The sequence below is a fragment of the Arthrobacter sp. Z4-13 genome, assembly GCF_054792705.1.
Genome location: NZ_CP096459.1, coordinates 3,973,012 through 3,993,631 on the forward strand (window position 1 = coordinate 3,973,012; position 20,620 = coordinate 3,993,631).

Sequence of the window (20,620 nt, forward strand, 5' to 3'; positions counted from 1 at the left end):
AATTCTCTAGTCCGCGGATACAACGATGTGGCGTCCGGCGCCTTCGCCCTCCGACTCGCTCACCAGGCCCAGGTCCGCGACGGCGTCGTGCACGATCTTCCGCTCGTAAGCACTCATCGGTTCAAGGGCAACAGCTTCCCCGGTCTTCTTCACAGCGGCCGCTGCATCTTCGGCGACCTTCTGCAGGTGACCCGTGCGCTCCTGCCGGTAGCCGTTGATATCCAGCACCAGCCGGGACCGGTTTTCCGTTGCGGAGAGCACGGAGAGACGGGTCAGTTCCTGCAGTGCTTCAAGGACTTCGCCGTCCTCTCCCACCAGGTTGTCCAGGCTGTCGGACTCTTCTTCGGTAACGATGGAGATGTAGGTGCGGCCGTTGCGGACCTCAATGTCAATGTCGCCGTCGATGTCCGCGATGTCCAGTAGTTCCTCGAGGTAATCCGCCGCGACGTCCCCTTCTTCCTCAAGCCGGCTGGCTGAGGAAGCTTTGGGGGCGGAGGTATCCTCGGCCACGGACTCGTCCTGATCGTCGATGATCTCTTCGGAAAGGGCGTGCTCGGTACTTTCGGCTGACATTACTTCTTCTTCCTGTTCTTGCGTTGTGGCTGGATGCGCTGTGCTTTGGCCTGCGCCACGGTAGCGGCGGCAGCAGCGTCGGCGTCCTCGTCCTTCTTGCCGCTCAGGATCGAGAGGGCAGGAAGGCCCTTTGCGGCACGGCGCTCGGCGAGGGCCTTGGCGGCTGGGGATCCCGGCGTCGGCATGCGGCGGATGACGAAGAACTGCTGGCCCATGGTCCAGAGGTTCGTGGTGGTCCAGTAGATCAGGACACCGATGGGGAAGTTGATGCCGCCAACACCGAAGACGATGGGCAGGATGTAGAGCATCATCTTCTGCTGGCGCATGAAGGGGCTTGCCATGGCTTCTTCAGACATGTTCTTGGCCATGATCTGCTTCTGCGTGATGAACTGCGACGCGGTCATGGCGAGGATCATCAGGATGCTCAGGACAACGACGGCCACGTTGGTAGCGCCGCCGTGAAGCAGTGCAGCAGACAGCGGAGCCCCGAAAATGCTGGACTGGTCAAACTGAACCACCTGCTCGTGGCTCATCGCGCCAATGCCCTCGCCCTCCCGGCTTGCGGTCGAAATGCCGGACAGCACCGTGAACAGCGCGAAGAAGAACGGCATCTGGATCAGCATGGGCAGGCACGCAGAGAACGGATTGGTCCCGTGCTTCTTGTACATGGCCATCTGTTCCTGCGCCATGGCCTGGCGGGACAGCTGGTCAGTCTTGCCCTTGTACTTGTCCTGCAGCTTCTTCAGGTCAGGCTGCAGCAGCTGCATGCCGCGCTGCGCCTTGATCTGCTTCACGAACACAGGGATAAGGGCGGCGCGGATCACCAGCACCAGGCCGATGATGGACAGAGTCCAGGTCCAGCCGGAGGCTTCAGGCAAGCCAATGGCGCTCAGGCCCTCATGGAAGCCCACCATGATGATGGACACCAGCCACTTGAACGGAAACATGATTGTTTCAAAGAAGTCCATACTTATCCCTATTCGTCAGGCCGCGGTGCGGCCTTCTCCATCAGTCCGAGCAGCCAGGTACTTGTCCGGGTTGTTCATCACAACAATTGTGGGGGTCTGGCTTACCGGCCATTCCCGGTGACCGGCGGGGACATGGTCCACACCGCCGGCATTCCATGGGTGGCAGCGGCCGAGGCGGCGGACGGCAAGCCAGCTCCCCTTGACGGCACCATGGACGGTAATCGCTTCAAGGGCATAGGCCGAGCATGAAGGGAAAAATCGACAGACCTGGCCATACAAGGGGGAAATCACCTTGCGGTAGGCCTTCAGCAGAAGAATAAGGATGTTGCGGGGCAGGTTCCAGAGGAACCGCCCGGCAGCGGCAGCAACAGGTAGGAGATAGGTGACGACGACGGCGGTGGCGTTACGCACGCAGTGTCCCCTCCTGTGTTGTACCGGCCGAACCGTTAGCACCAGCCCGGGAAGGGCGGCCTGCCAGCCGGGTTATGTTCGCTGCCAGTGCGACGTTGTAATCCGACAACAGCTGATCCCAGCTTGCGGACGCGGACGCAGGAAGCGCCCGGACCACTATGGCAAACCCGGTGCCGTACTCGCGCAGCGAGGCAGCACCTGCTTCTCTCAGTCTCCTCTTAACGAGGTTCCTGACCACAGCGTTCCCGACACCTTTGGAAACGATGAACCCGATCCGGCTGGGTTCGTCAGCAGCAAGAGCTGCCGTATATAACACTACGTTCCGGCGTCCATTGCGGACACCGGAACGTACAGTTGTTGAAAAATCGGTTGCAGTCCTCAAACGGTTATGGGTGGCCAGCACCTTAAACTCGCAAAGAAATGTCTGCCGACGAGTCAGTTATTTACGCCGACAGCTCGGTACGGCCCTTGCCACGACGGGCTGCCAGGATGGCGCGGCCGGCACGGGTACGCATACGAAGGCGGAAGCCGTGCTTCTTGGCTCGACGGCGGTTATTCGGCTGAAAAGTCCGCTTGCTCACGTTAGTTACTCCAGTGGATCAAAGGTGCGCCCACCCGATCAGTAAAAGGGGAAGAACTGGCCGACGCTAAGTTTTGTATATGCACGCTTCCCCCGGCTGCTCAAACACGCTGCGCTTGAGAACTTCAGATGGGGCCAAAAAGCGTACACAAAGGACTTCACAACGTTAGGGCAATTTGAGCCCCTGAGTCAAACTGAAGCAGCGCGGAGCGCTATCCACAACTGTGGCCAACTGGCCCTTCCAGCCTGTGGATGAAGTGGCTCACAGGGCCGCTTTCAGAACAACAACGGTGTAATTATCCACAAGCTACTTGCCAGCTATCTTCTAGGCTTTTCATCCCCTAGAGTTGCCCAGTAGCCGATTATCCACGTGCTGTGCATAACCCTGTGGATGAAGCTGAACCCATCTTGGTTCAAGACTTGCGGCTGCAGGCAATGCAGGCAAAGCAAGTTTTGAGGGAACCGATTGATGACAGTAGACGAAGCCAACCACGCCAATACTGTCGGAAGTTCCTGGCGGCGGGTTGTCACCTTGCTGGAGCAGGACCACCGCGTTACGCCGCGGCAGCGTGGCTTTGTCATCCTGGCCCAGGCCCAAGGCCTGATCGGCTCCACCCTGCTGGTTGCCGTTCCCAACGAACTCACCCGCGAAGTGCTCCAGACCCAGGTCAAGGACGCCCTGGACGATGCCCTGCACAACGTGTTCTCGGAAGACATCCGCTGCGCGATTGACGTCGACACCGATCTGGTGCCTGTCCACATCGAACCGGAACCCGTCGTCGAGCCTTCCTTCTCAGCTGACCAGCTCATCGAGCAGAAGCCGCAGCCCATGCTGCCCAGCACCTCCCACGAGTTCGGCCGGCTGAACCCCAAGTACGTCTTCGATACTTTTGTGATCGGTTCTTCCAACCGCTTCGCCCATGCGGCCGCCGTCGCTGTGGCTGAAGCGCCGGCCAAGGCCTACAACCCGCTGTTCATTTACGGTGACTCCGGATTGGGAAAGACGCACCTGCTGCACGCCATCGGACATTACGCCCGGCGCCTGTACAGCGGCATACGCGTCCGCTACGTCAATTCAGAAGAATTCACCAACGACTTCATCAACTCCATCCGCGACGATGAGGGCGCCAGCTTCAAAACCACGTACCGCAACGTGGACGTCCTGCTGATCGACGACATCCAGTTCCTGGCCGGCAAGGACCGGACGCTGGAGGAGTTCTTTCACACGTTCAACTCCCTGCATAACAACAACAAGCAGGTGGTCATCACCTCGGATCAGCCGCCCAAGCTGCTCGCCGGTTTCGAAGACCGGATGAAATCCCGCTTCGAGTGGGGCCTGCTGACAGACATCCAGCCACCCGAGCTTGAGACCCGTATCGCCATCCTGCGGAAGAAGGCTTTGAGCGAAGGTCTCTCCGCACCGGATGACGCCCTGGAGTACATCGCGTCCAAGATTTCGAGCAACATCCGTGAACTCGAAGGCGCCCTGATCCGGGTTACTGCCTTCGCCAGCCTCAACCGGCAGCCCGTGGATGTTGCCCTCGCCGAGATGGTCCTTAAGGACCTCATCACCGACGACGGCGCCCAGGAAATCACTTCCGGCCAGATCCTCACGCAGACTGCGGACTACTTCAAGCTCAGCATGGAAGAGCTCTGCAGCAAGTCACGTACCAGGACGCTGGTCACCGCCCGCCAGATCGCCATGTACCTGTGCCGGGAGTTGACGGACATGTCGCTTCCCAAGATCGGCCAGGAGCTCGGCGGCCGCGATCACACCACCGTGATCCACGCAGACCGCAAGATCCGCGAACTGATGGCCGAGCGTCGTGTGATCTACAACCAGGTGACAGAGCTGACCAACCGGATCAAGCAGCAGCAGCGCGACTCCTAGCGGAGCATCTATACCTTATTAACAGGTGCATGTGGATAAGCCTGTGGATAGTTAAGGGGACAACCGCGGTTAATGGGCTTAAAACCCTTAAGGCGCCTGTGGATTCGAAAAACCGCAAAAAATCTTGTCCCCATCCACACCCTGTTTAAAACCTGCTCCGCCCACAATCCATGAACAGGGCTTAACAGCCGGATCACGCGGACTGAGGAGGTTATCCACAGTTTCCACAGCAGTTATTAACACTACTAATCCCAAAAATTTGAAGTCCCTCAAATAACAAGATCGATTCCTCCGCACCGTGCCGAGGCACACCGGCCCCAAAGGACCCAGTCGGTCCAAGGTGGGGATGGGTTAATCGCTGATCTTCCGGCTAAGCTGTCAGCAGCGCTCCCATCCCTGGGTTTCGGCGTGGTCCAGGCAGCACGGACCATGCAGGTTCAGGCGTCGGGACAACTCCTCCTGGGACTTCCTGCGGGAAGTTTTCGGCACACCATCGCAGCAGCAATGAAAGGCGGCACCCTTCCGTGAAGTTCAGAGTCGATCGGGACGTCCTGGCAGAAGCCGTCACCTGGACAGCCCGCTCGTTGTCTCCGCGGCCGCCCGTCCCCGTCCTTTCCGGCCTTCTTTTGAAGGCAGAAGCAGGCACGGTCAGCCTTTCGAGCTTTGACTACGAGACCTCCGCGCGCCTGGAAATCGCCGCTGATATCCGGGACGAAGGCACCATCCTGGTTTCCGGCCGCCTCCTCGCAGACATCTGCCGCAGCCTCCCGTCGGCCCCGGTGGACGTCGAGACCGAGGGCAACAAGGTCACCCTGACCTGCCGCCGAAGCAGCTTCCATCTGGCCACCATGCCCGAAGCTGAATACCCGCCACTTCCGGCACTTCCGAGCGTCAGTGGAACGGTCCCTGGCGACTCGTTTGCCCAGGCCGTCTCCCAGGTGATCATTGCGGCCAGCAAGGATGACACGCTCCCCATCCTCACGGGCGTTCGGATGGAAATTGAAGATGACCTGATCACCCTCCTCGCTACAGACCGCTACCGTCTGGCCATGCGTGAGGTGCCATGGAAGCCGGTAACTCCCGGAATTTCCACAAGCGCCCTGGTCAAAGCCAAGACCCTGAACGAAGTAGCCAAGACCTTGGGCAACAGCGGCGATATCCGGCTTGCCCTCGCAGATGACGAAAGCCGCTTGATCGGGTTCGAAAGCGGCGGCCGCACCACAACGTCCCTGCTGGTGGACGGTGACTACCCAAAGATCCGTTCGCTTTTCCCGGACTCCACGCCCATTCACGCAACGGTCCAGACCCAGGAACTCGTGGAAGCAGTACGCCGCGTCTCGCTGGTGGCTGAACGCAACACCCCGGTCCGCCTTGCCTTCACCCAGGGCCTGTTGAACCTTGACGCCGGCACGGGGGAAGACGCCCAGGCGTCGGAGGAACTGGAAGCTCAGCTTTCCGGTGACGACATCACCGTGGCCTTCAACCCGCACTACCTGGTGGAAGGACTGAGCGTCATCGAAACCAAGTTTGTCCGGTTCTCGTTCACCACGGCGCCAAAGCCAGCCATGATCACGGCCCAGGCAGACGCGGACGGCGAGGACCAGGATGACTACCGTTACCTCGTGATGCCGGTCCGCCTTCCCAACTAGTCCCCACCGCCTCCCGACACCCAGCGCAGAAAAGAGATCCACCGTGCACATCGGACTGATCGGCCTCGGCAAAATGGGATTCAATATGCGCGAACGCCTGCGCAAGGGCGGTGTGGACGTCACCGGGTATGACCGCAACCCGGACGTCACCGACGCCGGCTCCATTGATGAGCTGCTCGCCGCAGTTCCCAGTCCACGGCTTATTTGGGTGATGGTCCCCGCCGGTGACATCACTGACGCAGTGATCAGGGAACTCGGCGAAAAGCTCGACGAGGGCGACCTCGTAATCGATGGCGGCAACTCACGTTTCACGGAAGACCAGAAGCACGGGGAACTCCTGGCCGCCAAGGGCATCCGCTTCGCAGACTGCGGTGTTTCCGGCGGCGTCTGGGGGTTGCAGAACGGATACGGCCTGATGGCCGGTGGTGAAGCAGCCGATATCGAACGGGCACTTCCGGTGTTTGACGCACTGCGTCCGGAGGGTGATCGCGAAGACAGCTTTGTCCACGTCGGCGGAGTCGGCGCCGGCCACTACGCGAAGATGGTGCACAACGGCATCGAGTACGGCCTTATGCAGGCCTACGCCGAGGGCTACCAACTGCTCGCTTCCAAGGACATCATCACCGATCTGCCCGGAACTTTCCGCGCCTGGCAAAAGGGCACCGTTGTCCGTTCGTGGCTGCTGGACCTCCTGGTCAAGGCACTCGATGAGGACCCTGGACTGCAGAACATCGACGACTACGTTGAAGACTCGGGCGAGGGCAGGTGGACCGTGGAAGAAGCCATCGCGAATGCAATTCCAGCACCGGCCATCACAGCCGCGCTCTTTGCGCGCTTCGAGTCGCGCGAAGACAGCTCCCCGGCCATGAAGATGGTGTCCGCACTGCGCCACCAGTTCGGCGGACACGCAACCCGTCCTGCCAAGTAACCACCACCGGGAACCTGTGCGGTTCCCAGAATTGCCGAACCCCGCGTGTACCTAGAACACCTCTCCTTGACCGACTTCCGCAGTTACGCCCAGGTCGACCTCGCCCTGGGGCCGGGTGTCACCGTTCTGGTGGGATACAACGGCATCGGCAAGACCAACCTGATGGAGGCCATCGGCTACCTGGCCACGTTGAGCTCCCACCGCGTCAGTTCAGACGGACCGCTTTTGCGCTTCGGCACCGACCGCGCACTCGTCCGGGCAAGGCTGGTCCGCGGCGGACAGATCACCGTACTGGAACTGGAGATCAACGCCGGCCGCGCCAACCGGGGCCGCATTAACCGGAGCAATCCGGTGCGCGCCCGCGATCTGCTGGGCATCTGCCAGACAGTACTCTTTGCCCCCGAAGATCTGGCACTGGTAAAGGGTGACCCCTCAAACCGGCGCCGCTTCCTGGATGAGCTGCTCGCCAGCCTGATTCCGCACCACGCGGCCACGCGCAGTGACTACGACCGGGTCCTGAAACAACGCAACGCCCTGCTGAAGTCCGCCCGCTCCGGCAAGTTCACCTCCGCGCATGAAGCAACACTGGATGTCTGGGACCAGCACATGGCCAAGGCCGGTGCCCAGCTGCTGTACGCGCGGCTTGAACTGGTGGAGCGCCTTCGGCCGCACCTGGCCGGGGCGTATGCCGAGCTGACTGACGCGTCAAAGCCCGCTGACGCCGTCTACCGCTCCACCCTTCAGAACCAGATGGACGACGACGGCACCCCCTTGCTGCGTGATGCCGGCGCCGGAACCGGTGGTACTTCGCCGCAAGGTGAGAACCTGCGCCAGCTGACTGTTGAGGAGTTGACGGAACGCTACGTGCGCGCCTTCACCGAAGCGCGCAGGAAAGAGCTGGAACGGGGCATCTCTTTGGTGGGCCCGCACCGCGATGAACTGGAGCTGGTCCTGGGCCATGCACCCGCGAAGGGCTACGCCTCCCATGGTGAAACGTGGTCCATGTGCCTGTCGCTGCGGCTCGCTTCCTACTACGTGATGCTGGATGACGCCCGCACAGGCGGTTCGGCCCCCATCCTGATCCTCGATGACGTTTTTGCCGAGCTTGACGTCCAGCGCCGGCGTAAACTGGCGGCAATAGTCTCGGGCGCGGAACAGGTCCTGGTGACCGCCGCCGTCGACGCCGATATCCCGGAGGAGCTCTCGGGGCGACGGGTGAAGGTCATCGCGGGAGGTATCGATGAATAGGGACGAGGAAAAAGCTCGCGGCCACCAACCCGCAGGCTCTGACGGCCGCGTCCCGGACAACATCGATGCGCCGCAGGCAGCACTGAACAGAATGCGGGAGGCTGCCGCAGCGCGTGGTGAGATCCGCCGGGCTGCAACCCGCCCCGGGGCACAAAAAGCCAAACGGGGGATTCGGGACACCCGCGGTTTCAGCCAGTTCCATGCCACCGGCCGGGACCCCCTCGGCCTCGGCAAAGTAGTAGGGCGGCTGGTGGCTGAACGCGGCTGGACGTCACCGGTTGCGGTCGGTTCCGTCATGGCGGAGTGGGCAACCCTGGTTGGACCGGAAATCTCGGCCCACTGCACGCCGGAAAGCTTCACCGACACCACGTTGCACGTCAGGTGCGATTCGACGGCCTGGGCCACGCAGCTGCGGCTCCTCAGCGTGAGCCTGCTGGAGAAATTCCGGGTGGAATTGGGCGATGGAGTGGTGACCAGCATCCAGGTCCTCGGACCCTCCGCGCCGAGCTGGCGCAAGGGCGGCCGGTCCGTCAACGGCCGGGGCCCCCGGGACACCTACGGATAGCCCGCCGTTGAACTCTTGGAAATCCCTTGACCGGCGGGCAGCGCCCTGCCGAAGCCGGAGGGGTATCACTCGAGGTCATTCCTGGCTCCCTGGCTCCTGGAACTCCTCCGGGACAGCATCGGGGTCACCGTCCGGAGTCAGGAATACATGTACATGCCCTTTACCTGAGCCAACAGTAAGGGTGTCCAGTTGTGCTGCCCCGGCCTGCCACAAGCGCACCGCCGCATCGCGTCGCTCCGCCACGGTTTCAGCGAGGGCCTCACGCTGGTCAGCGGGTGCGCTCAAAAGATGTCGATAACCAGCAGTTGCCGACTGGAGCAGCTCAGCGGCACCAATGAGGGCCTCCCGCGTCACAGTCTGTTCACTTGTGCCTTCTTCGACGGCTTCCAATGCAGACGTCGCTAGTGCCAGGTCGCGATTCCACTCGTCCACATCACTGATGCTGGCTGGATTCGAACTGATCGTTTCGTGCACCGGTACAGCGGAGGCAAGTTCCTGCAGAACCTGCACCAGATGGCCATGCGCGGCTTCGGCTGCCGCAGTCAGATGTGTGTTGAGCTCAGCCCTTGCGCGGGCCTGGCCCGTGGCCAGTTTTTCGGCAACCGCTTCGATTGAACCGGCCTCGGGAGCATTGTTGCCGTTCCCGGTTCGCCCGGCGCTCAGTGCACCGGCCACGACTATCAGGACCGCGGCCACGGCCGCTATGGCCAGAACGCGGGTTTTGCGGGAGGGGCGCGGAGAAGGGTTCAAGAGGATCGACTACCTTTATACGGTTTTTCTTCCGCGAGCTCCGCGGATGGTGTGGTCTGGCTCCAGATGTTCGCGGCACTTAATGGTGCCCCGCCGCACTGGCGCCTCAAGCGGACGCCAGTGCGGCAGATGCCATGGTTACTCCAGTTCGCTCTGCCAGATTTGCAGGTCCCGTACCTTTCCGAGCAGCAGGTTATGAGCTTCGGAATCACTGTCGGCGTGCGCCTTGACCTGCGCCGCAGCTGCGTTCAGTTTGTCTGCGGAATCGGCATGCAGGCCGGCTTCCGCGAGCTCCTGGGCCTTGTCCAGCTGCTTTGTCAGCTGGGTGGCGGCCTTCGCTGAGATCTCGCCACCAGCGAGTAGGTCCTGTGTCAACGACCCAACCTCGGACCAAGTGACACAGTCGCCGCCGCCGTTTACCGCACCGGCCGTCCAGGCGATACCGCCCAGCAGGTGTTTAAGGAAGACCGGGTCAACGTAGGATGCTTCCGTATGTCCCCCGCCGGTGTACCAGGAGCGGGCGGACTCAAAATTCTGGCACCAGGACAGCGGGTGGTCGGCACCCATAGCGTTGCCGCGCGCGTTGTACGTGGTTTCGTCAAGGTTTGTGAGGACCCGGACGCTATCGCGGGGACTTTGCGTGAAGTTGTACCACTCGTCAAAGCGCGTCCAGGTCCCTGACAGGTGCTCTGTAGAAGGATGGGTGCGGTCTTCAACAACCTGGACGGCAGTCTGCTGCTCAGGATGGCCGATGAACCGGGCGCCACCACCGGTGAGCTGGCTGTACCAGGGAATTGTGTGCATCGAATCCGTAGCTGCATGGACCCCGGCGAACCCGCCACCAGAACGGATATAGCCCTGGAAAGCCGTCAGCTCGCCCGCGTCGAGCAACGTCGGCTTTGCAGGATCGAGGTTATTGGTGCCATCGACAGTGGAAACGAAGACGATGGTCTCGTACTTCGCAAGGTCCGAGGCATTGGTGAATGGCGTGCTCGGAAGCGTGCGGTCGGGCTGTCCCTGATTCCTGGACGAGGTCGGGGGGTCCCAGACATCGACGCTGAACCCATTTGCCTCGCCGAGGGCGATGATCGCCGTGGTCGCCTCATCAATGCTGCTGTGGCGGAAGCCGGTCGTCTTCCCAACGACCAGTACGTCATAGTTTTGCACCGCCGCGGCCTGGGCCGGAACGGACTCGGCTTGGGCTGGAGTTATCACCAGGGCAGGAACGACAAGCGCCGTTCCAAGTACGCCAAGGACTGCCTTACTGATGTATCGCTTCATTGCGCTCCTCTTGTTTGCAGTGCCGCAGACTGGACATCGCCCGGGCTGGGCACCCGGTTATTGAATTCCTGATTCTCAGAGACCTACCGCTTTGAGCCGCCATAGGCTGCCGTTCGACAACTCCTGTTCAGTAAACACCGTAACTACGCGCATTTCCATGGTTCTGGGCGTGCTTTTCTTTTTGGTTGCCACATAACTTGCCGAACTCTGCCTTTTGTTCGTCGATAGATACGGCAGAAATGATTCGCCATCGACATAACTGCTATCGCGAGCGGCAATAGCAGCGCCTGGCCCATCTTGGAGTCATACAGAACTTCAAAGCGCCGACGGTGCAGCACTGAGGTTCCTGCACATGGATCTCCAGAACTGCATCCAACGGCGTATAGAGCCCCGTGGGGGCCGGAGGGTGTATAGGCACCCGGAGACCGGACCGTTGGGGCGCCCAAGGCATGGTCTACGGCCTGCAAAGGGCACATTGGCCGCCATCCACGCCCTTGAGATGCGGGGATACTGCCCGTTTCGCGGTAGAATCATTGCAGATAACTGGGCGCGGGTTAAACGTTGACTGAGTCCGTTTTCCGCACGCTTCCAGCACGCGGACTTCGGATTCCGCCAATGACTAGTAACCGGCGCTATAAGTTTGTGCCTGTTGGCAGACGACTTTCCTGATGAACTGAGGAAAAGAATCAGCCGGCCATCATCGAGAACAGAGGAGTCGACAGCGCCTGTGGCTAACGACAATACAGATATTCTGGCAGCTGAGCCCGCAGTCGAGGATGCCCGCACGCCTGACACCCCGGGGGAAACTGCCACTCCACGCGAGTACGGCGCAAGCGACATTACTGTCCTTGAAGGCCTGGAGGCAGTGCGGAAGCGCCCGGGCATGTACATCGGCTCTACAGGGCCCCGCGGACTCCACCACCTGGTCTACGAAGTGGTGGACAACTCCGTGGACGAGGCCCTGGCCGGCTACTGCTCACATATTGAAGTAGTGCTTCAGGCCGACGGCGGCGTGAAAGTGGTGGACGACGGCCGCGGCATTCCGGTGGACATGCACCCCACGGAACACAAACCCACAGTCGAAGTCGTTATGACCATCCTGCACGCCGGCGGCAAGTTCGGCGGCGGCGGCTATGCCGTGTCCGGTGGTCTGCACGGCGTGGGTATTTCCGTTGTCAACGCCCTGTCCAGCAGGGTGGACACCGAAGTCCGCCGCCAGGGCCACGTCTGGAGGATGTCCTTCGCCGACGGCGGCAAGCCCCAGGGCAGCTTGGTCAAGGGCGAGGAAACCGACCACACCGGAACCACCCAGACGTTCTATCCGGACGCCGAGATCTTCGAATCAACGGAATTCGATTTCGAGACGCTGCGCGCCCGGTTCCAGCAGATGGCATTCCTCAACAAGGGCCTGCGCATCACCTTGACCGACGAACGCACCGCCGCCAGCGACAGCGAAGCAGATGCGGACCTGGACCTCGATGCTGTTATCACCGAGGGCGAGGTCAGCGCCGAGCACCGCACCGTGGTCTACCAGTACAACGAAGGCCTGCTGGATTACGTCAAGCACCTGAACTCCGGCAAGAAGGTGGAAGTGGTCCACGAGGACGTCATCGCCTTCGAGACCGAGGACAAAGAGCGCCGGATTGCCCTGGAAATGGCGATGCAGTGGACCAACGCTTACTCCGAAAGCGTCCACACCTACGCCAACACCATCAACACCCATGAGGGCGGTACGCACGAAGAAGGTTTTCGTGCTGCCATGACCTCCCTGATCAACCGCTATGCGCGCGAAAAGGGGATCATCAAGGAAAAGGACGACAACCTCACCGGCGACGACATCCGTGAGGGCCTCACCGCCGTCATTTCCGTCAAGCTTGCTGAACCCCAGTTCGAAGGTCAGACCAAAACCAAGCTCGGCAACTCGGAGGTCAAGGGCTTCGTCCAGCGTGTGGTAACCGACGGACTCGGTGACTGGCTGGAACGCAACCCCGGCCCTGCAAGGGACGTGATCCGCAAGGCGATTTCTGCGGCACAGGCCCGCATGGCGGCCCGCAAGGCAAGGGACAACGCGCGCCGCAAGAGCCCGTTGGAATCCTTCGGCATGCCGGGCAAGCTGTCCGACTGCTCCTCGAAGGACCCTGAGAAGTGCGAGGTCTACATCGTGGAGGGTGACTCGGCAGGCGGCTCGGCCAAGCGCGGCCGCAACCCCGAGACCCAGGCCATCCTTCCGCTGCGCGGCAAGATTCTGAACGTGGAGCGCGCCCGCCTGGACAAGGCCCTGGGCAACGCCGAGGTCCAGTCCATGATCACGGCGTTCGGCACCGGCATCGGCGAGGACTTTGACCTCGGGAAGCTCCGGTACCACAAGATCGTCCTGATGGCCGACGCCGATGTGGACGGCCAGCACATCACCACCCTCCTGATGACGCTGCTGTTCCGCTATATGCGTCCGCTGATTGAAAACGGCTATGTGTACCTGGCCCAGCCGCCGTTGTACCGCATCAAGTGGTCAAACGCTGCGCACGACTACGTCTACAGCGACAGGGAGCGCGACGCGAAACTGGTTGCCGGTCAGGCAGCCGGGCGCCGCATCCCCAAGGACAACGGCATCCAGCGTTACAAGGGTCTTGGCGAGATGGATTACACAGAGCTGTGGGACACCACCATGGATCCGGACCACCGCACGCTGCTTCAAGTCACCATGGATGACGCACTCGCCGCGGACCAGATTTTCTCTGTCCTAATGGGCGAGGACGTGGAATCACGCCGTAACTTCATTCAGCAGAACGCCAAGGACGTGAGGTTCCTGGATATCTAAGCGCACCTCCTTTGCATATTCCAGAACTGACATATACCTGAAACGGAAATAGAAAATGAGCGACGAAACACCCGAGAACCCGGTCCCCGAGGCCGGGAACCCGGAGACCGTTCTTGAAGGCGACGTGCTGGTTGACCGTGTGGAGCAGGTGGACCTGCAGACGGAAATGCAGCGGTCCTACCTGGATTACGCCATGGCCGTTATTGTGGGCCGCGCCCTCCCGGACGTCAGGGACGGCCTCAAGCCGGTCCACCGCCGCGTGCTTTACGCGATGTTCGACGGCGGCTACCGGCCGGAGCGCTCCTTCAATAAGTGTGCCCGTGTGGTGGGCGAGGTCATGGGCCAGTACCACCCCCACGGCGACACCGCGATTTACGACGCCCTGGTCCGCCTTATCCAGGACTGGACCATGCGCTACCCGCTGGCGCTTGGCCAGGGCAACTTCGGTTCGCCGGGAAATGACGGCGCTGCTGCGCCGCGTTACACCGAGACGAAGATGGCGCCGCTTGCCATGGAGATGGTCCGGGACATCGACGAGGAAACTGTCGATTTCCAGGACAACTATGACGGCAAGAACCAGGAACCCACCATCCTGCCAGCCCGGTTCCCCAACCTGCTGGTCAACGGATCCTCGGGCATCGCCGTCGGCATGGCCACCAACATCCCGCCGCACAACCTCCGCGAAGTAGCCGACGGCGTGCAGTGGTACCTGGCCAACCCGGGAGCCAGCCGCGAGGAGCTGCTGGAAGAGCTCCTCCTGCGGGTCAAGGGCCCGGATTTCCCCACCGGTGCCACCATCCTTGGCCACAAGGGCATCGAGGATGCCTACCGGACCGGCCGCGGTTCCGTCACCATGCGCGCCGTGGTGAACGTGGAGGAGCTGCAGGGACGCACCTGCCTCGTGGTCACCGAGCTGCCGTACCAAGCGAACCCGGACAACCTGGCCATCAAGATCGCCGAACTGGTGAAGGACGGCAAGATTCAGGGCATCGCCGACCTGCGCGATGAAACGTCCGGCCGGACCGGCCAGCGCCTGGTGATCGTCCTGAAGCGCGATGCCGTGCCGAAGGTGGTGCTGAACAACCTCTACAAGCACACCGAACTGCAGAGCAACTTCTCCGCCAACATGCTGGCCATCGTTGACGGAGTGCCGCGGACGTTGAGCCTCGACGCATTCATCAGGCACTGGGTGACCCACCAGATGGATGTCATCGCCCGGCGCACCCGGTATCGCCTGCGCAAGGCCGAAGAAGAAGCCCACATCCTGCGGGCGCTCCTCAAGGCACTGGACATGCTCGACGAAGTCATTGCCCTCATCCGCGCTTCCAACACCACCGAAGCGGCACGCGATGGTCTGATGGAACTGCTGGACATTGACGAGCTGCAGGCCCGGGCAATCCTGGACATGCAGCTGCGCCGCCTGGCCGCTTTGGAACGCCAGAAGATCCAGGACCGGCATTCAGAGCTTGAAGCCCTCATCGCCGAGTACAACGAGATCCTCGGCTCCGAGCAGCGCCAGCGCGAAATCATCAGTAACGAGCTCGGTGAAATCGTGGCAAAGCACGGCGATGACCGGCGCACCAAGATCCTGATGGGCTACGACGGCGACATGTCCATGGAGGACCTCATCCCCGAAGAGGAGATGGTGGTCACCATCACCCGCGGCGGCTACGTCAAGCGCACCCGGAGTGACAATTACCGGTCCCAGCAGCGCGGCGGCAAGGGCATCAAGGGTGCCCAGCTCCGCGGCGACGACGTGGTGGAACACTTCTTCGTCACCACTACCCACCACTGGCTGCTGTTCTTCACCAACCTGGGCCGGGTCTACCGCGCCAAGGCGTACGAGCTGATGGAAGCGGGCCGCGACGCCAAGGGCCAGCACGTGGCCAACCTCATGGCGTTCCAGCCGGACGAACACATCGCCCAGGTCCTGGACCTGAAGGACTACCAGCAGGCGCCTTACCTGGTTCTCGCCACCAAGCGGGGCCTGGTCAAGAAAACGCGCCTGGAGGACTACGACACCAACCGCTCCGCGGGTGTCATCGCCATCAACCTCCGCGACGGCGACGAGCTGGTATCCGCACAGCTGGTTTCGGAAACCGACGACCTGCTGCTGGTCTCACGCAAGGGCCAGTCCATCCGCTTCACGGCAACCGAGGACGCCCTCCGGCCCATGGGCCGGGCAACTTCCGGCGTCACCGGCATGAAGTTCCGTGAGGAGGACGAATTGCTGGCCGCCAATGTGGTGACCGACGGATCCTACGTGTTCATCGTGACGGAAGGCGGCTACGCCAAGCGGACTGCAGTTGACGAATACCGGCTGCAGGGACGCGGCGGCCTTGGCATCAAGGTTGCCAAGCTGGCGGAAGGACGCGGTGACCTCGTGGGAGCGCTGATCGTCCAGGAAGAGGATGAGGTGCTGGTGGTCATGGAGGGCGGCAAGGTTGTCCGTTCTTCGGTCGCCGGTGTCCCCGCCAAGGGCCGCGACACGATGGGCGTTATCTTCGCCAAGCCGGACAAAAACGACCGGATCATCGAAGTGGCCCGCAACAGCGAACGCGGTCTCGAGGGCGAGGAATCGCTTGAGGATGACGTAACGTTGGCTGACGATGGCGGTTCCCCGGAGGAAGCCGCAGAGTCAGCAGTGGCAGAAGGATCACCGGCCGTAGAGTCAGAGGACGCCTCGGGCGACGCTGAGCCGAACGAAGACAACACGGAGGTAACGAGTGAGTAATCCGGACTCATTTTCCAACCCGAACACTTCTGTTCCCGAGGGGAGCCGGCCCTCGGCTGCGCCCCGCGTGAACGCTCCTGTTCGTCCCCAGCAGCGCCCGGCAGCGCCTGCCGCTGCTCCGGGCCAGCGCCCGTCAGTTCCCGGCCAGCGCCCTGTCCAGGGTGACCGCCCGACGTCGGGACAGCCAGCGCCGCGCACGGCCCCGGGAAGTCCGGTGCAGGGCCAGCCCGGCCAGCGCCCTGCGCAAGGGACGCCCGGACTGGTGAAGCCGGCGCCGAAGGCCAAAGTTCGACGCGCCCGGCTGCTGATCAGCAAGGTGGACCCCTGGTCTGTGCTGAAGATGGCGTTCCTGCTGTCAGTGGCGCTGGGAATCGTCACCGTGGTCGCTGCCATCGTTTTGTGGACCGTCCTGGACCTCACCGGAATCTTTGACCAGGTGGACAGCCTGCTGGGTACCCTTGCCGGCTCGGAGGGCGGCGGCTTTGAGCTGAAGAAGGTTGCTTCCCTGGGGCAGGTGGCTTCCTTCGCCACCATCATCGCCGTGGTGAACGTTGTCCTGCTGACGGCGCTCTCCATGCTCTCTGCTGTTCTCTACAACATCGCTGCCACCCTGGTGGGCGGCATCGGGGTTACCCTCACGGACGATTAAGTCTCTGTTTTCACCGGCCAGGACCCGGTGAAAACGCCCGATTTGAGATCGGGCCGGGATGTGCTGTAAAGTCATGTCTCGGCCCGATGAGGTATCGGGGCGTATAGCTCAGGCGGTTAGAGCGCTTCGCTGATAACGAAGAGGTCCCAGGTTCAAGTCCTGGTACGCCCACGGAACCTGTGCAGGTTCAAGTGGAGGTTTGGTTCGCAGCACTGCGGCCGGACCGGAACGGGGAGCATGTGAAGAAGTTGCTTGTACTGGCAGCCGCAATCGCAGGCGTCCTGGTCTACCGGAAAGCACAGGAATCCGAAGCCCGGAAAACTGTCTGGAGTAAGTCAACCGACACGGTTGACTAGGCCGGACGCCTGGTCCATGAGCTGGTCAGCAGCTCCTTGGTTCTAGGGTATGATAGACGGGTTGCTTCTTATGGGGGCATGGCGCAATTGGTAGCGCACCTGCTTTGCAAGCAGGGGGTTCGGGGTTCGAGTCCCCGTGCCTCCACCATAAGAAAGTCCCGGTTAGCGTCAGCGCTAACCGGGACTTTTGCTTTGCCCCGCAGAAGCCGACATTAGGGTTGGACAGTGAACTTCTTTCTTGCGGCCCTGGGCGTGCTGGGCGTTGCGTCCTCCGGCCCCCTGATAGCAGCCACGCTTGGGGCGACCAGCGTCAGCGCTTTGGCCATAGCCTTCTGGCGAAATGCCATCGGCGCCGCGGTCATGGCGACCCCCACCCTCATTCGGGAGCCGGCGCAGTTCGGCATGATCACAAAGGCGGAGTTCCGCTGGTCCGTGCTGGCCGCCGTCGCGCTGGCGCTGCACTTTGCCTGCTTCATCACGTCACTGCAGCTGACGAGCGTTGCCGCTGCCACTGCCCTGGTCTGCCTTCAGTCGGCGTGGATCGCCGTCTTCCAGCTCTTCCGGGGCACCAGGCACCGCTGGCAGGTGCTGGCCGGGCTGGGCATCGCGTTTGGCGGCGTCGTGGCCATCACGGGGTTCGACATGGGATCTTCCCCCGAAGCCCTGGCGGGAGACCTGCTGGCGGTGGCGGGCGGAGCCCTGGCCGGCCTTTACACACTCGCAGGTGGCAAGGCCCGGCAGTCCATGACCACGGGTACCTACACCACGCTGTGCTACGGCATGTGCGCGGCCCTGGTGGCAGTGCTGGCACTGCTGGGGGGACAGCCGCTGGTGGGCTTCGAGGCGGCCGGGTGGCTTGGTATCGCGGCCATCACCGTGTGCGCCCAGCTCATCGGGCACACTGCGTTCAACCATTTGCTTGCCACGATGAGTCCGCTCCTGGTGTCGATGATCATCCTCCTGGAGATCCCCGGGGCGGCCCTTCTCGCAGCCCTGTTCCTGGAGGAGGTGCTTCCTGCCGGCACCTATGCCGGACTGGCGCTCATCCTGGTGGGACTCGCCGTCGTCGTCCTCGGGCAAAAGCCCGGGAGGGGACCATGGCGGCGGCGGGCAACAGGTACAGGCGGGACTGATGGACCGCCCGAACGTCCCCTGGCGGAACTGGGGACGGACTGATCCGCCGCCAGGCCCGCGTGAATCCCTACTGTCCGCCGCGGCGGACCGGCTGGGCGGTGTTGACAGTGTGAATGGCCCGCAAAAGTTTGGCCGGGAAATACACCGAGAAGAACACCACCATGGGCGCCTTGAGGGCCATTTTCTTGACGTTGTGTGCCTTGTAGGTGCGGTCAAACCGGGTGACGTAGTACCGGTAATCCCGGGGCGAGTCCTCCAGCCGGCGGGCGGACATGCCGGAAACCATCTGTGGACAGTAATGGATCTTCAGGTCGTGGTCCGCCAGGTGCAGGGAAAGATCGATGTCCTCATGCATCTCGTCCTTCTCATCACGGCACGTCTCGGACCGGATGATTTGCCAGGCTGAGGACCGCAGTGCCATGTTGGAGCCGAACAGGAAGTGGTACTGGTGTTTGGCCAGCTTCAGCATGAGCTGGCGCATCTTGTCATCGGCTTTGAGTCCGAAGCGGCGCATGGGCATGTCGTAATAGACCACTGGGCCGGTGGCCGCCTGGATTGACTGGTCGAGGAAAGCCCGCTGCACCTGTTCCACCCAATCAGGCTCCACCACGGAGTCGGCGTCAATCCGGCCCAGGATGTCGCCGGTGGCGTGGTCCAGGCCGAAGTTCCGCGTGGGAATGAGCCCCTGTTCCCTGTCCTGGCTCAGCAGGATGATGGGGCTTTCGGGATATTCGAGCTGCATTTGCCGCACGATGTCCGCGGTCCGGTCCTTCGACAGGTTGTCCACCACAACGATCTCGTGGGCAGGGACCGACTGGTAGATGGCAGCTATAAGGCACTGCCGGATCACGCTCTCCTCGTTGTATGCCGGGATAACAATTGATACGCGGGGCAGTTCTGCTGCGTCGTTCAAGGCATCCCCAGAGGATTGGTCGGCTGGCATCAGTCCAAATCTAGCACCCGATCAGATGCCCCGCCGGGAGGACAGGACGCCGGGGACGAAGAAGGGGTCCCGCCTCAAAAGGCGGGACCCCTCACCGGAAACGTGGACCGCTAGGACTGGACGCTGCCCTTGTCCGCGCCAGTGATGTTGCTGGTGGCTGCCTTTGCATCCGTTGCCGTGCTGCTGGAAACGTCCTCAGCCACGTGCTTGGCCTTGTCCTCAGTATCGCCGGCAGTGTCCTTCTCAGCGGTTGCCACCTCGGAGGCGGAGCCGGTGGTGGCTTCCGGGACCTCGTTCACGGTGGTGGCCGGAACCGGTGCCGGCGTGCCGGTGCCCGTGACGGGTGACGGGGTCTTCCACGGGTCCTCGACGGGCTTGGACGCCTTCCAGGCCGCAACGCCGGCGGCAACTGCCGCGGCGATAACACCGAAGACCAGCCAGCCGCGCTTTTTCGGCGTCTCGGGCTCAGCGAGCTGGACCGTCGCCGTGCGGCCGGCCGCCTGGGTGGCGGCGGCCTTGAGCTGCGTCCCGGTGGCCAGGGCCTGCTCCTGGAGGGCGTGGATAATTCCGACGTCCCCAAGCTTCTGGGCGACGGCGTCAACGTGTGCCGGGGTGCCCTCGAGCGTCCGGTGCACCACTCCTGACGCGACACCAATCTGGTCCGACAGCCGGGGCAGGTACTCGACCACTACGCGGTCCCGGGCATTGAGGATGACCGGCGTTGCCCTGTCCAGTGCCTCATGCAGCCGCGGGGAAGCGCCCTCCACAGCGTCATTGATCCGGGGTGCGAGCTGTGCAAGGCCGCCCTGGATGCGCGGCGTCACTACTGCTACGCCGTCCGCAGCCCTGTGCGCGGCAGTTTTCAGGCCTTCCTGGATCTTGGGAGATGCGGTATCCAGGCTGTGCTGCAGACGGTCAACGGCTGCTTCTACACGGGGGCCCGCCCAATCCCTGGCATTCTCTACGGCGCTGGTGACTGACAGCTCAAGGTCACGGGCAATACGATCCGATTTCTTCACAACTACCTCCCGATTTAATGTGACGGTCTGTGGTTAGCCTACGTGGCTTGCTGTTCACCGGCTATTCTCTCTGCGGATTTTAGGCGGATTTCACCCAGCGCGGAACTGTTGCCACAGCCATCC

19 protein-coding genes and 2 tRNA genes are annotated in these 20,620 nt (G+C 62.2%); 12 read left to right on the plus strand and 9 right to left on the minus strand.

The genetic code is table 11. The annotated features are described in order from the left end of the window. Window positions 1-6: 6 nt before the first annotated feature. The 5 genes from M1E07_RS20190 to rpmH are packed head-to-tail and all read right to left on the minus strand — an operon-like array spanning window position 7 to window position 2,533. A complete protein-coding gene (locus M1E07_RS20190; protein WP_461188376.1) occupies window positions 7-573 on the minus strand; it encodes a Jag family protein in 567 nt (188 codons plus the stop codon). Next, a complete protein-coding gene (gene yidC, locus M1E07_RS20195) occupies window positions 573-1,541 on the minus strand; it encodes a membrane protein insertase YidC (RefSeq protein ID WP_461188377.1) in 969 nt (322 codons plus the stop codon). The genes M1E07_RS20190 and yidC overlap by 1 nt, the downstream gene beginning before the upstream one ends. Window positions 1,542-1,556: 15 nt before the next feature. Then, window positions 1,557-1,952, minus strand: coding sequence for a membrane protein insertion efficiency factor YidD (gene yidD, locus M1E07_RS20200; protein ID WP_461188378.1), 396 nt, complete (start codon window positions 1,950-1,952; stop codon window positions 1,557-1,559). Continuing rightward, on the minus strand, window positions 1,945-2,355 hold the full coding sequence (rnpA, locus tag M1E07_RS20205; RefSeq protein ID WP_461188379.1) for a ribonuclease P protein component: 411 nt from the start codon (window positions 2,353-2,355) through the stop codon (window positions 1,945-1,947). The genes yidD and rnpA overlap by 8 nt, the downstream gene beginning before the upstream one ends. Window positions 2,356-2,395: 40 nt before the next feature. Next, the gene (gene rpmH, locus M1E07_RS20210; RefSeq protein ID WP_003800212.1) at window positions 2,396-2,533 is read right to left on the minus strand and encodes a 50S ribosomal protein L34; all 138 of its coding nucleotides are present in this window, start codon (window positions 2,531-2,533) and stop codon (window positions 2,396-2,398) included. A 468-nt stretch (window positions 2,534-3,001) separates the two neighbouring features. On the opposite strand from rpmH, the gene dnaA reads away from it, so the two are divergent. The 5 genes from dnaA to M1E07_RS20235 all read left to right on the plus strand — a co-directional run bounded on the left by dnaA (window position 3,002) and on the right by M1E07_RS20235 (window position 8,813). Beyond that, window positions 3,002-4,423 (plus strand): chromosomal replication initiator protein DnaA, encoded by a 1,422-nt coding sequence (dnaA, locus tag M1E07_RS20215; RefSeq protein WP_461188380.1) that lies wholly within the window; start codon window positions 3,002-3,004, stop codon window positions 4,421-4,423. A 524-nt stretch (window positions 4,424-4,947) separates the two neighbouring features. Further along, window positions 4,948-6,072: a DNA polymerase III subunit beta gene (gene dnaN, locus M1E07_RS20220; protein WP_461188381.1), complete on the plus strand. Its 1,125-nt coding sequence runs from the start codon at window positions 4,948-4,950 to the stop codon at window positions 6,070-6,072. Between the two features lie 43 nt (window positions 6,073-6,115). Further along, complete coding sequence (gene gnd, locus M1E07_RS20225; protein WP_461188382.1) at window positions 6,116-7,000, plus strand: phosphogluconate dehydrogenase (NAD(+)-dependent, decarboxylating); 885 nt, start codon at window positions 6,116-6,118, stop codon at window positions 6,998-7,000. A gap of 45 nt (window positions 7,001-7,045) precedes the next feature. Continuing rightward, window positions 7,046-8,248, plus strand: a complete 1,203-nt coding sequence (gene recF, locus M1E07_RS20230) for a DNA replication/repair protein RecF (protein ID WP_461188383.1) — start codon at window positions 7,046-7,048, stop codon at window positions 8,246-8,248. After that, window positions 8,241-8,813, plus strand: coding sequence for a DciA family protein (locus M1E07_RS20235; RefSeq protein ID WP_461188384.1), 573 nt, complete (start codon window positions 8,241-8,243; stop codon window positions 8,811-8,813). The genes recF and M1E07_RS20235 overlap by 8 nt, the downstream gene beginning before the upstream one ends. 75 nt (window positions 8,814-8,888) lie before the next feature. Here the strand turns inward: M1E07_RS20235 and M1E07_RS20240 are convergent, their stop codons facing one another. Continuing rightward, the gene (locus M1E07_RS20240) at window positions 8,889-9,563 is read right to left on the minus strand and encodes a hypothetical protein (RefSeq protein ID WP_461188385.1); all 675 of its coding nucleotides are present in this window, start codon (window positions 9,561-9,563) and stop codon (window positions 8,889-8,891) included. A 138-nt stretch (window positions 9,564-9,701) separates the two neighbouring features. Beyond that, the gene (locus tag M1E07_RS20245) at window positions 9,702-10,844 is read right to left on the minus strand and encodes a ThuA domain-containing protein (RefSeq protein WP_461188386.1); all 1,143 of its coding nucleotides are present in this window, start codon (window positions 10,842-10,844) and stop codon (window positions 9,702-9,704) included. Window positions 10,845-11,571: 727 nt separating this feature from the next. Between M1E07_RS20245 and gyrB the strand changes: the two genes are divergently transcribed. From gyrB to M1E07_RS20280, 7 genes are all read left to right on the plus strand, one after another. Beyond that, window positions 11,572-13,662: a DNA topoisomerase (ATP-hydrolyzing) subunit B gene (gene gyrB, locus M1E07_RS20250; RefSeq protein ID WP_461188387.1), complete on the plus strand. Its 2,091-nt coding sequence runs from the start codon at window positions 11,572-11,574 to the stop codon at window positions 13,660-13,662. Between the two features lie 55 nt (window positions 13,663-13,717). Further along, on the plus strand, window positions 13,718-16,396 hold the full coding sequence (gene gyrA / locus M1E07_RS20255; protein WP_461188388.1) for a DNA gyrase subunit A: 2,679 nt from the start codon (window positions 13,718-13,720) through the stop codon (window positions 16,394-16,396). Beyond that, on the plus strand, window positions 16,389-17,045 hold the full coding sequence (locus M1E07_RS20260) for a DUF3566 domain-containing protein (protein ID WP_461188389.1): 657 nt from the start codon (window positions 16,389-16,391) through the stop codon (window positions 17,043-17,045). The genes gyrA and M1E07_RS20260 overlap by 8 nt, the downstream gene beginning before the upstream one ends. Before the next feature lie 97 nt (window positions 17,046-17,142). After that, window positions 17,143-17,216: transfer RNA gene (locus M1E07_RS20265), tRNA-Ile, on the plus strand. Between the two features lie 68 nt (window positions 17,217-17,284). Continuing rightward, window positions 17,285-17,401: a DLW-39 family protein gene (locus M1E07_RS20270; RefSeq protein ID WP_229748488.1), complete on the plus strand. Its 117-nt coding sequence runs from the start codon at window positions 17,285-17,287 to the stop codon at window positions 17,399-17,401. A 72-nt stretch (window positions 17,402-17,473) separates the two neighbouring features. Further along, window positions 17,474-17,549 (plus strand) — tRNA-Ala (locus tag M1E07_RS20275). Between the two features lie 77 nt (window positions 17,550-17,626). Next, the gene (locus tag M1E07_RS20280) at window positions 17,627-18,577 is read left to right on the plus strand and encodes a DMT family transporter (protein WP_461188390.1); all 951 of its coding nucleotides are present in this window, start codon (window positions 17,627-17,629) and stop codon (window positions 18,575-18,577) included. Between the two features lie 25 nt (window positions 18,578-18,602). Here M1E07_RS20280 and M1E07_RS20285 read toward each other — a convergent pair whose 3' ends face one another. Further along, the gene (locus M1E07_RS20285; protein WP_461188391.1) at window positions 18,603-19,478 is read right to left on the minus strand and encodes a glycosyltransferase family 2 protein; all 876 of its coding nucleotides are present in this window, start codon (window positions 19,476-19,478) and stop codon (window positions 18,603-18,605) included. Between the two features lie 110 nt (window positions 19,479-19,588). Continuing rightward, complete coding sequence (locus M1E07_RS20290) at window positions 19,589-20,497, minus strand: hypothetical protein (protein WP_461188392.1); 909 nt, start codon at window positions 20,495-20,497, stop codon at window positions 19,589-19,591. Between the last annotated feature and the right edge of the window lie 123 nt (window positions 20,498-20,620).

Bases quoted from the DNA above. Each gene is read 5' to 3' on its own strand.
- M1E07_RS20245 (WP_461188386.1), bottom strand. From the start codon at position 10,844: ATGAAGCGATACATCAGTAAGGCAGTCCTTGGCGTACTTGGAACGGCG.
- M1E07_RS20190 (WP_461188376.1), bottom strand. From the start codon at position 573: ATGTCAGCCGAAAGTACCGAGCACGCCCTTTCCGAAGAGATCATCGAC.
- dnaA (WP_461188380.1), top strand. From the start codon at position 3,002: ATGACAGTAGACGAAGCCAACCACGCCAATACTGTCGGAAGTTCCTGG.
- M1E07_RS20235 (WP_461188384.1), top strand. From the start codon at position 8,241: ATGAATAGGGACGAGGAAAAAGCTCGCGGCCACCAACCCGCAGGCTCT.
- gyrA (WP_461188388.1), top strand. From the start codon at position 13,718: ATGAGCGACGAAACACCCGAGAACCCGGTCCCCGAGGCCGGGAACCCG.
- yidC (WP_461188377.1), bottom strand. From the start codon at position 1,541: ATGGACTTCTTTGAAACAATCATGTTTCCGTTCAAGTGGCTGGTGTCC.
- M1E07_RS20285 (WP_461188391.1), bottom strand. From the start codon at position 19,478: ATGCCAGCCGACCAATCCTCTGGGGATGCCTTGAACGACGCAGCAGAA.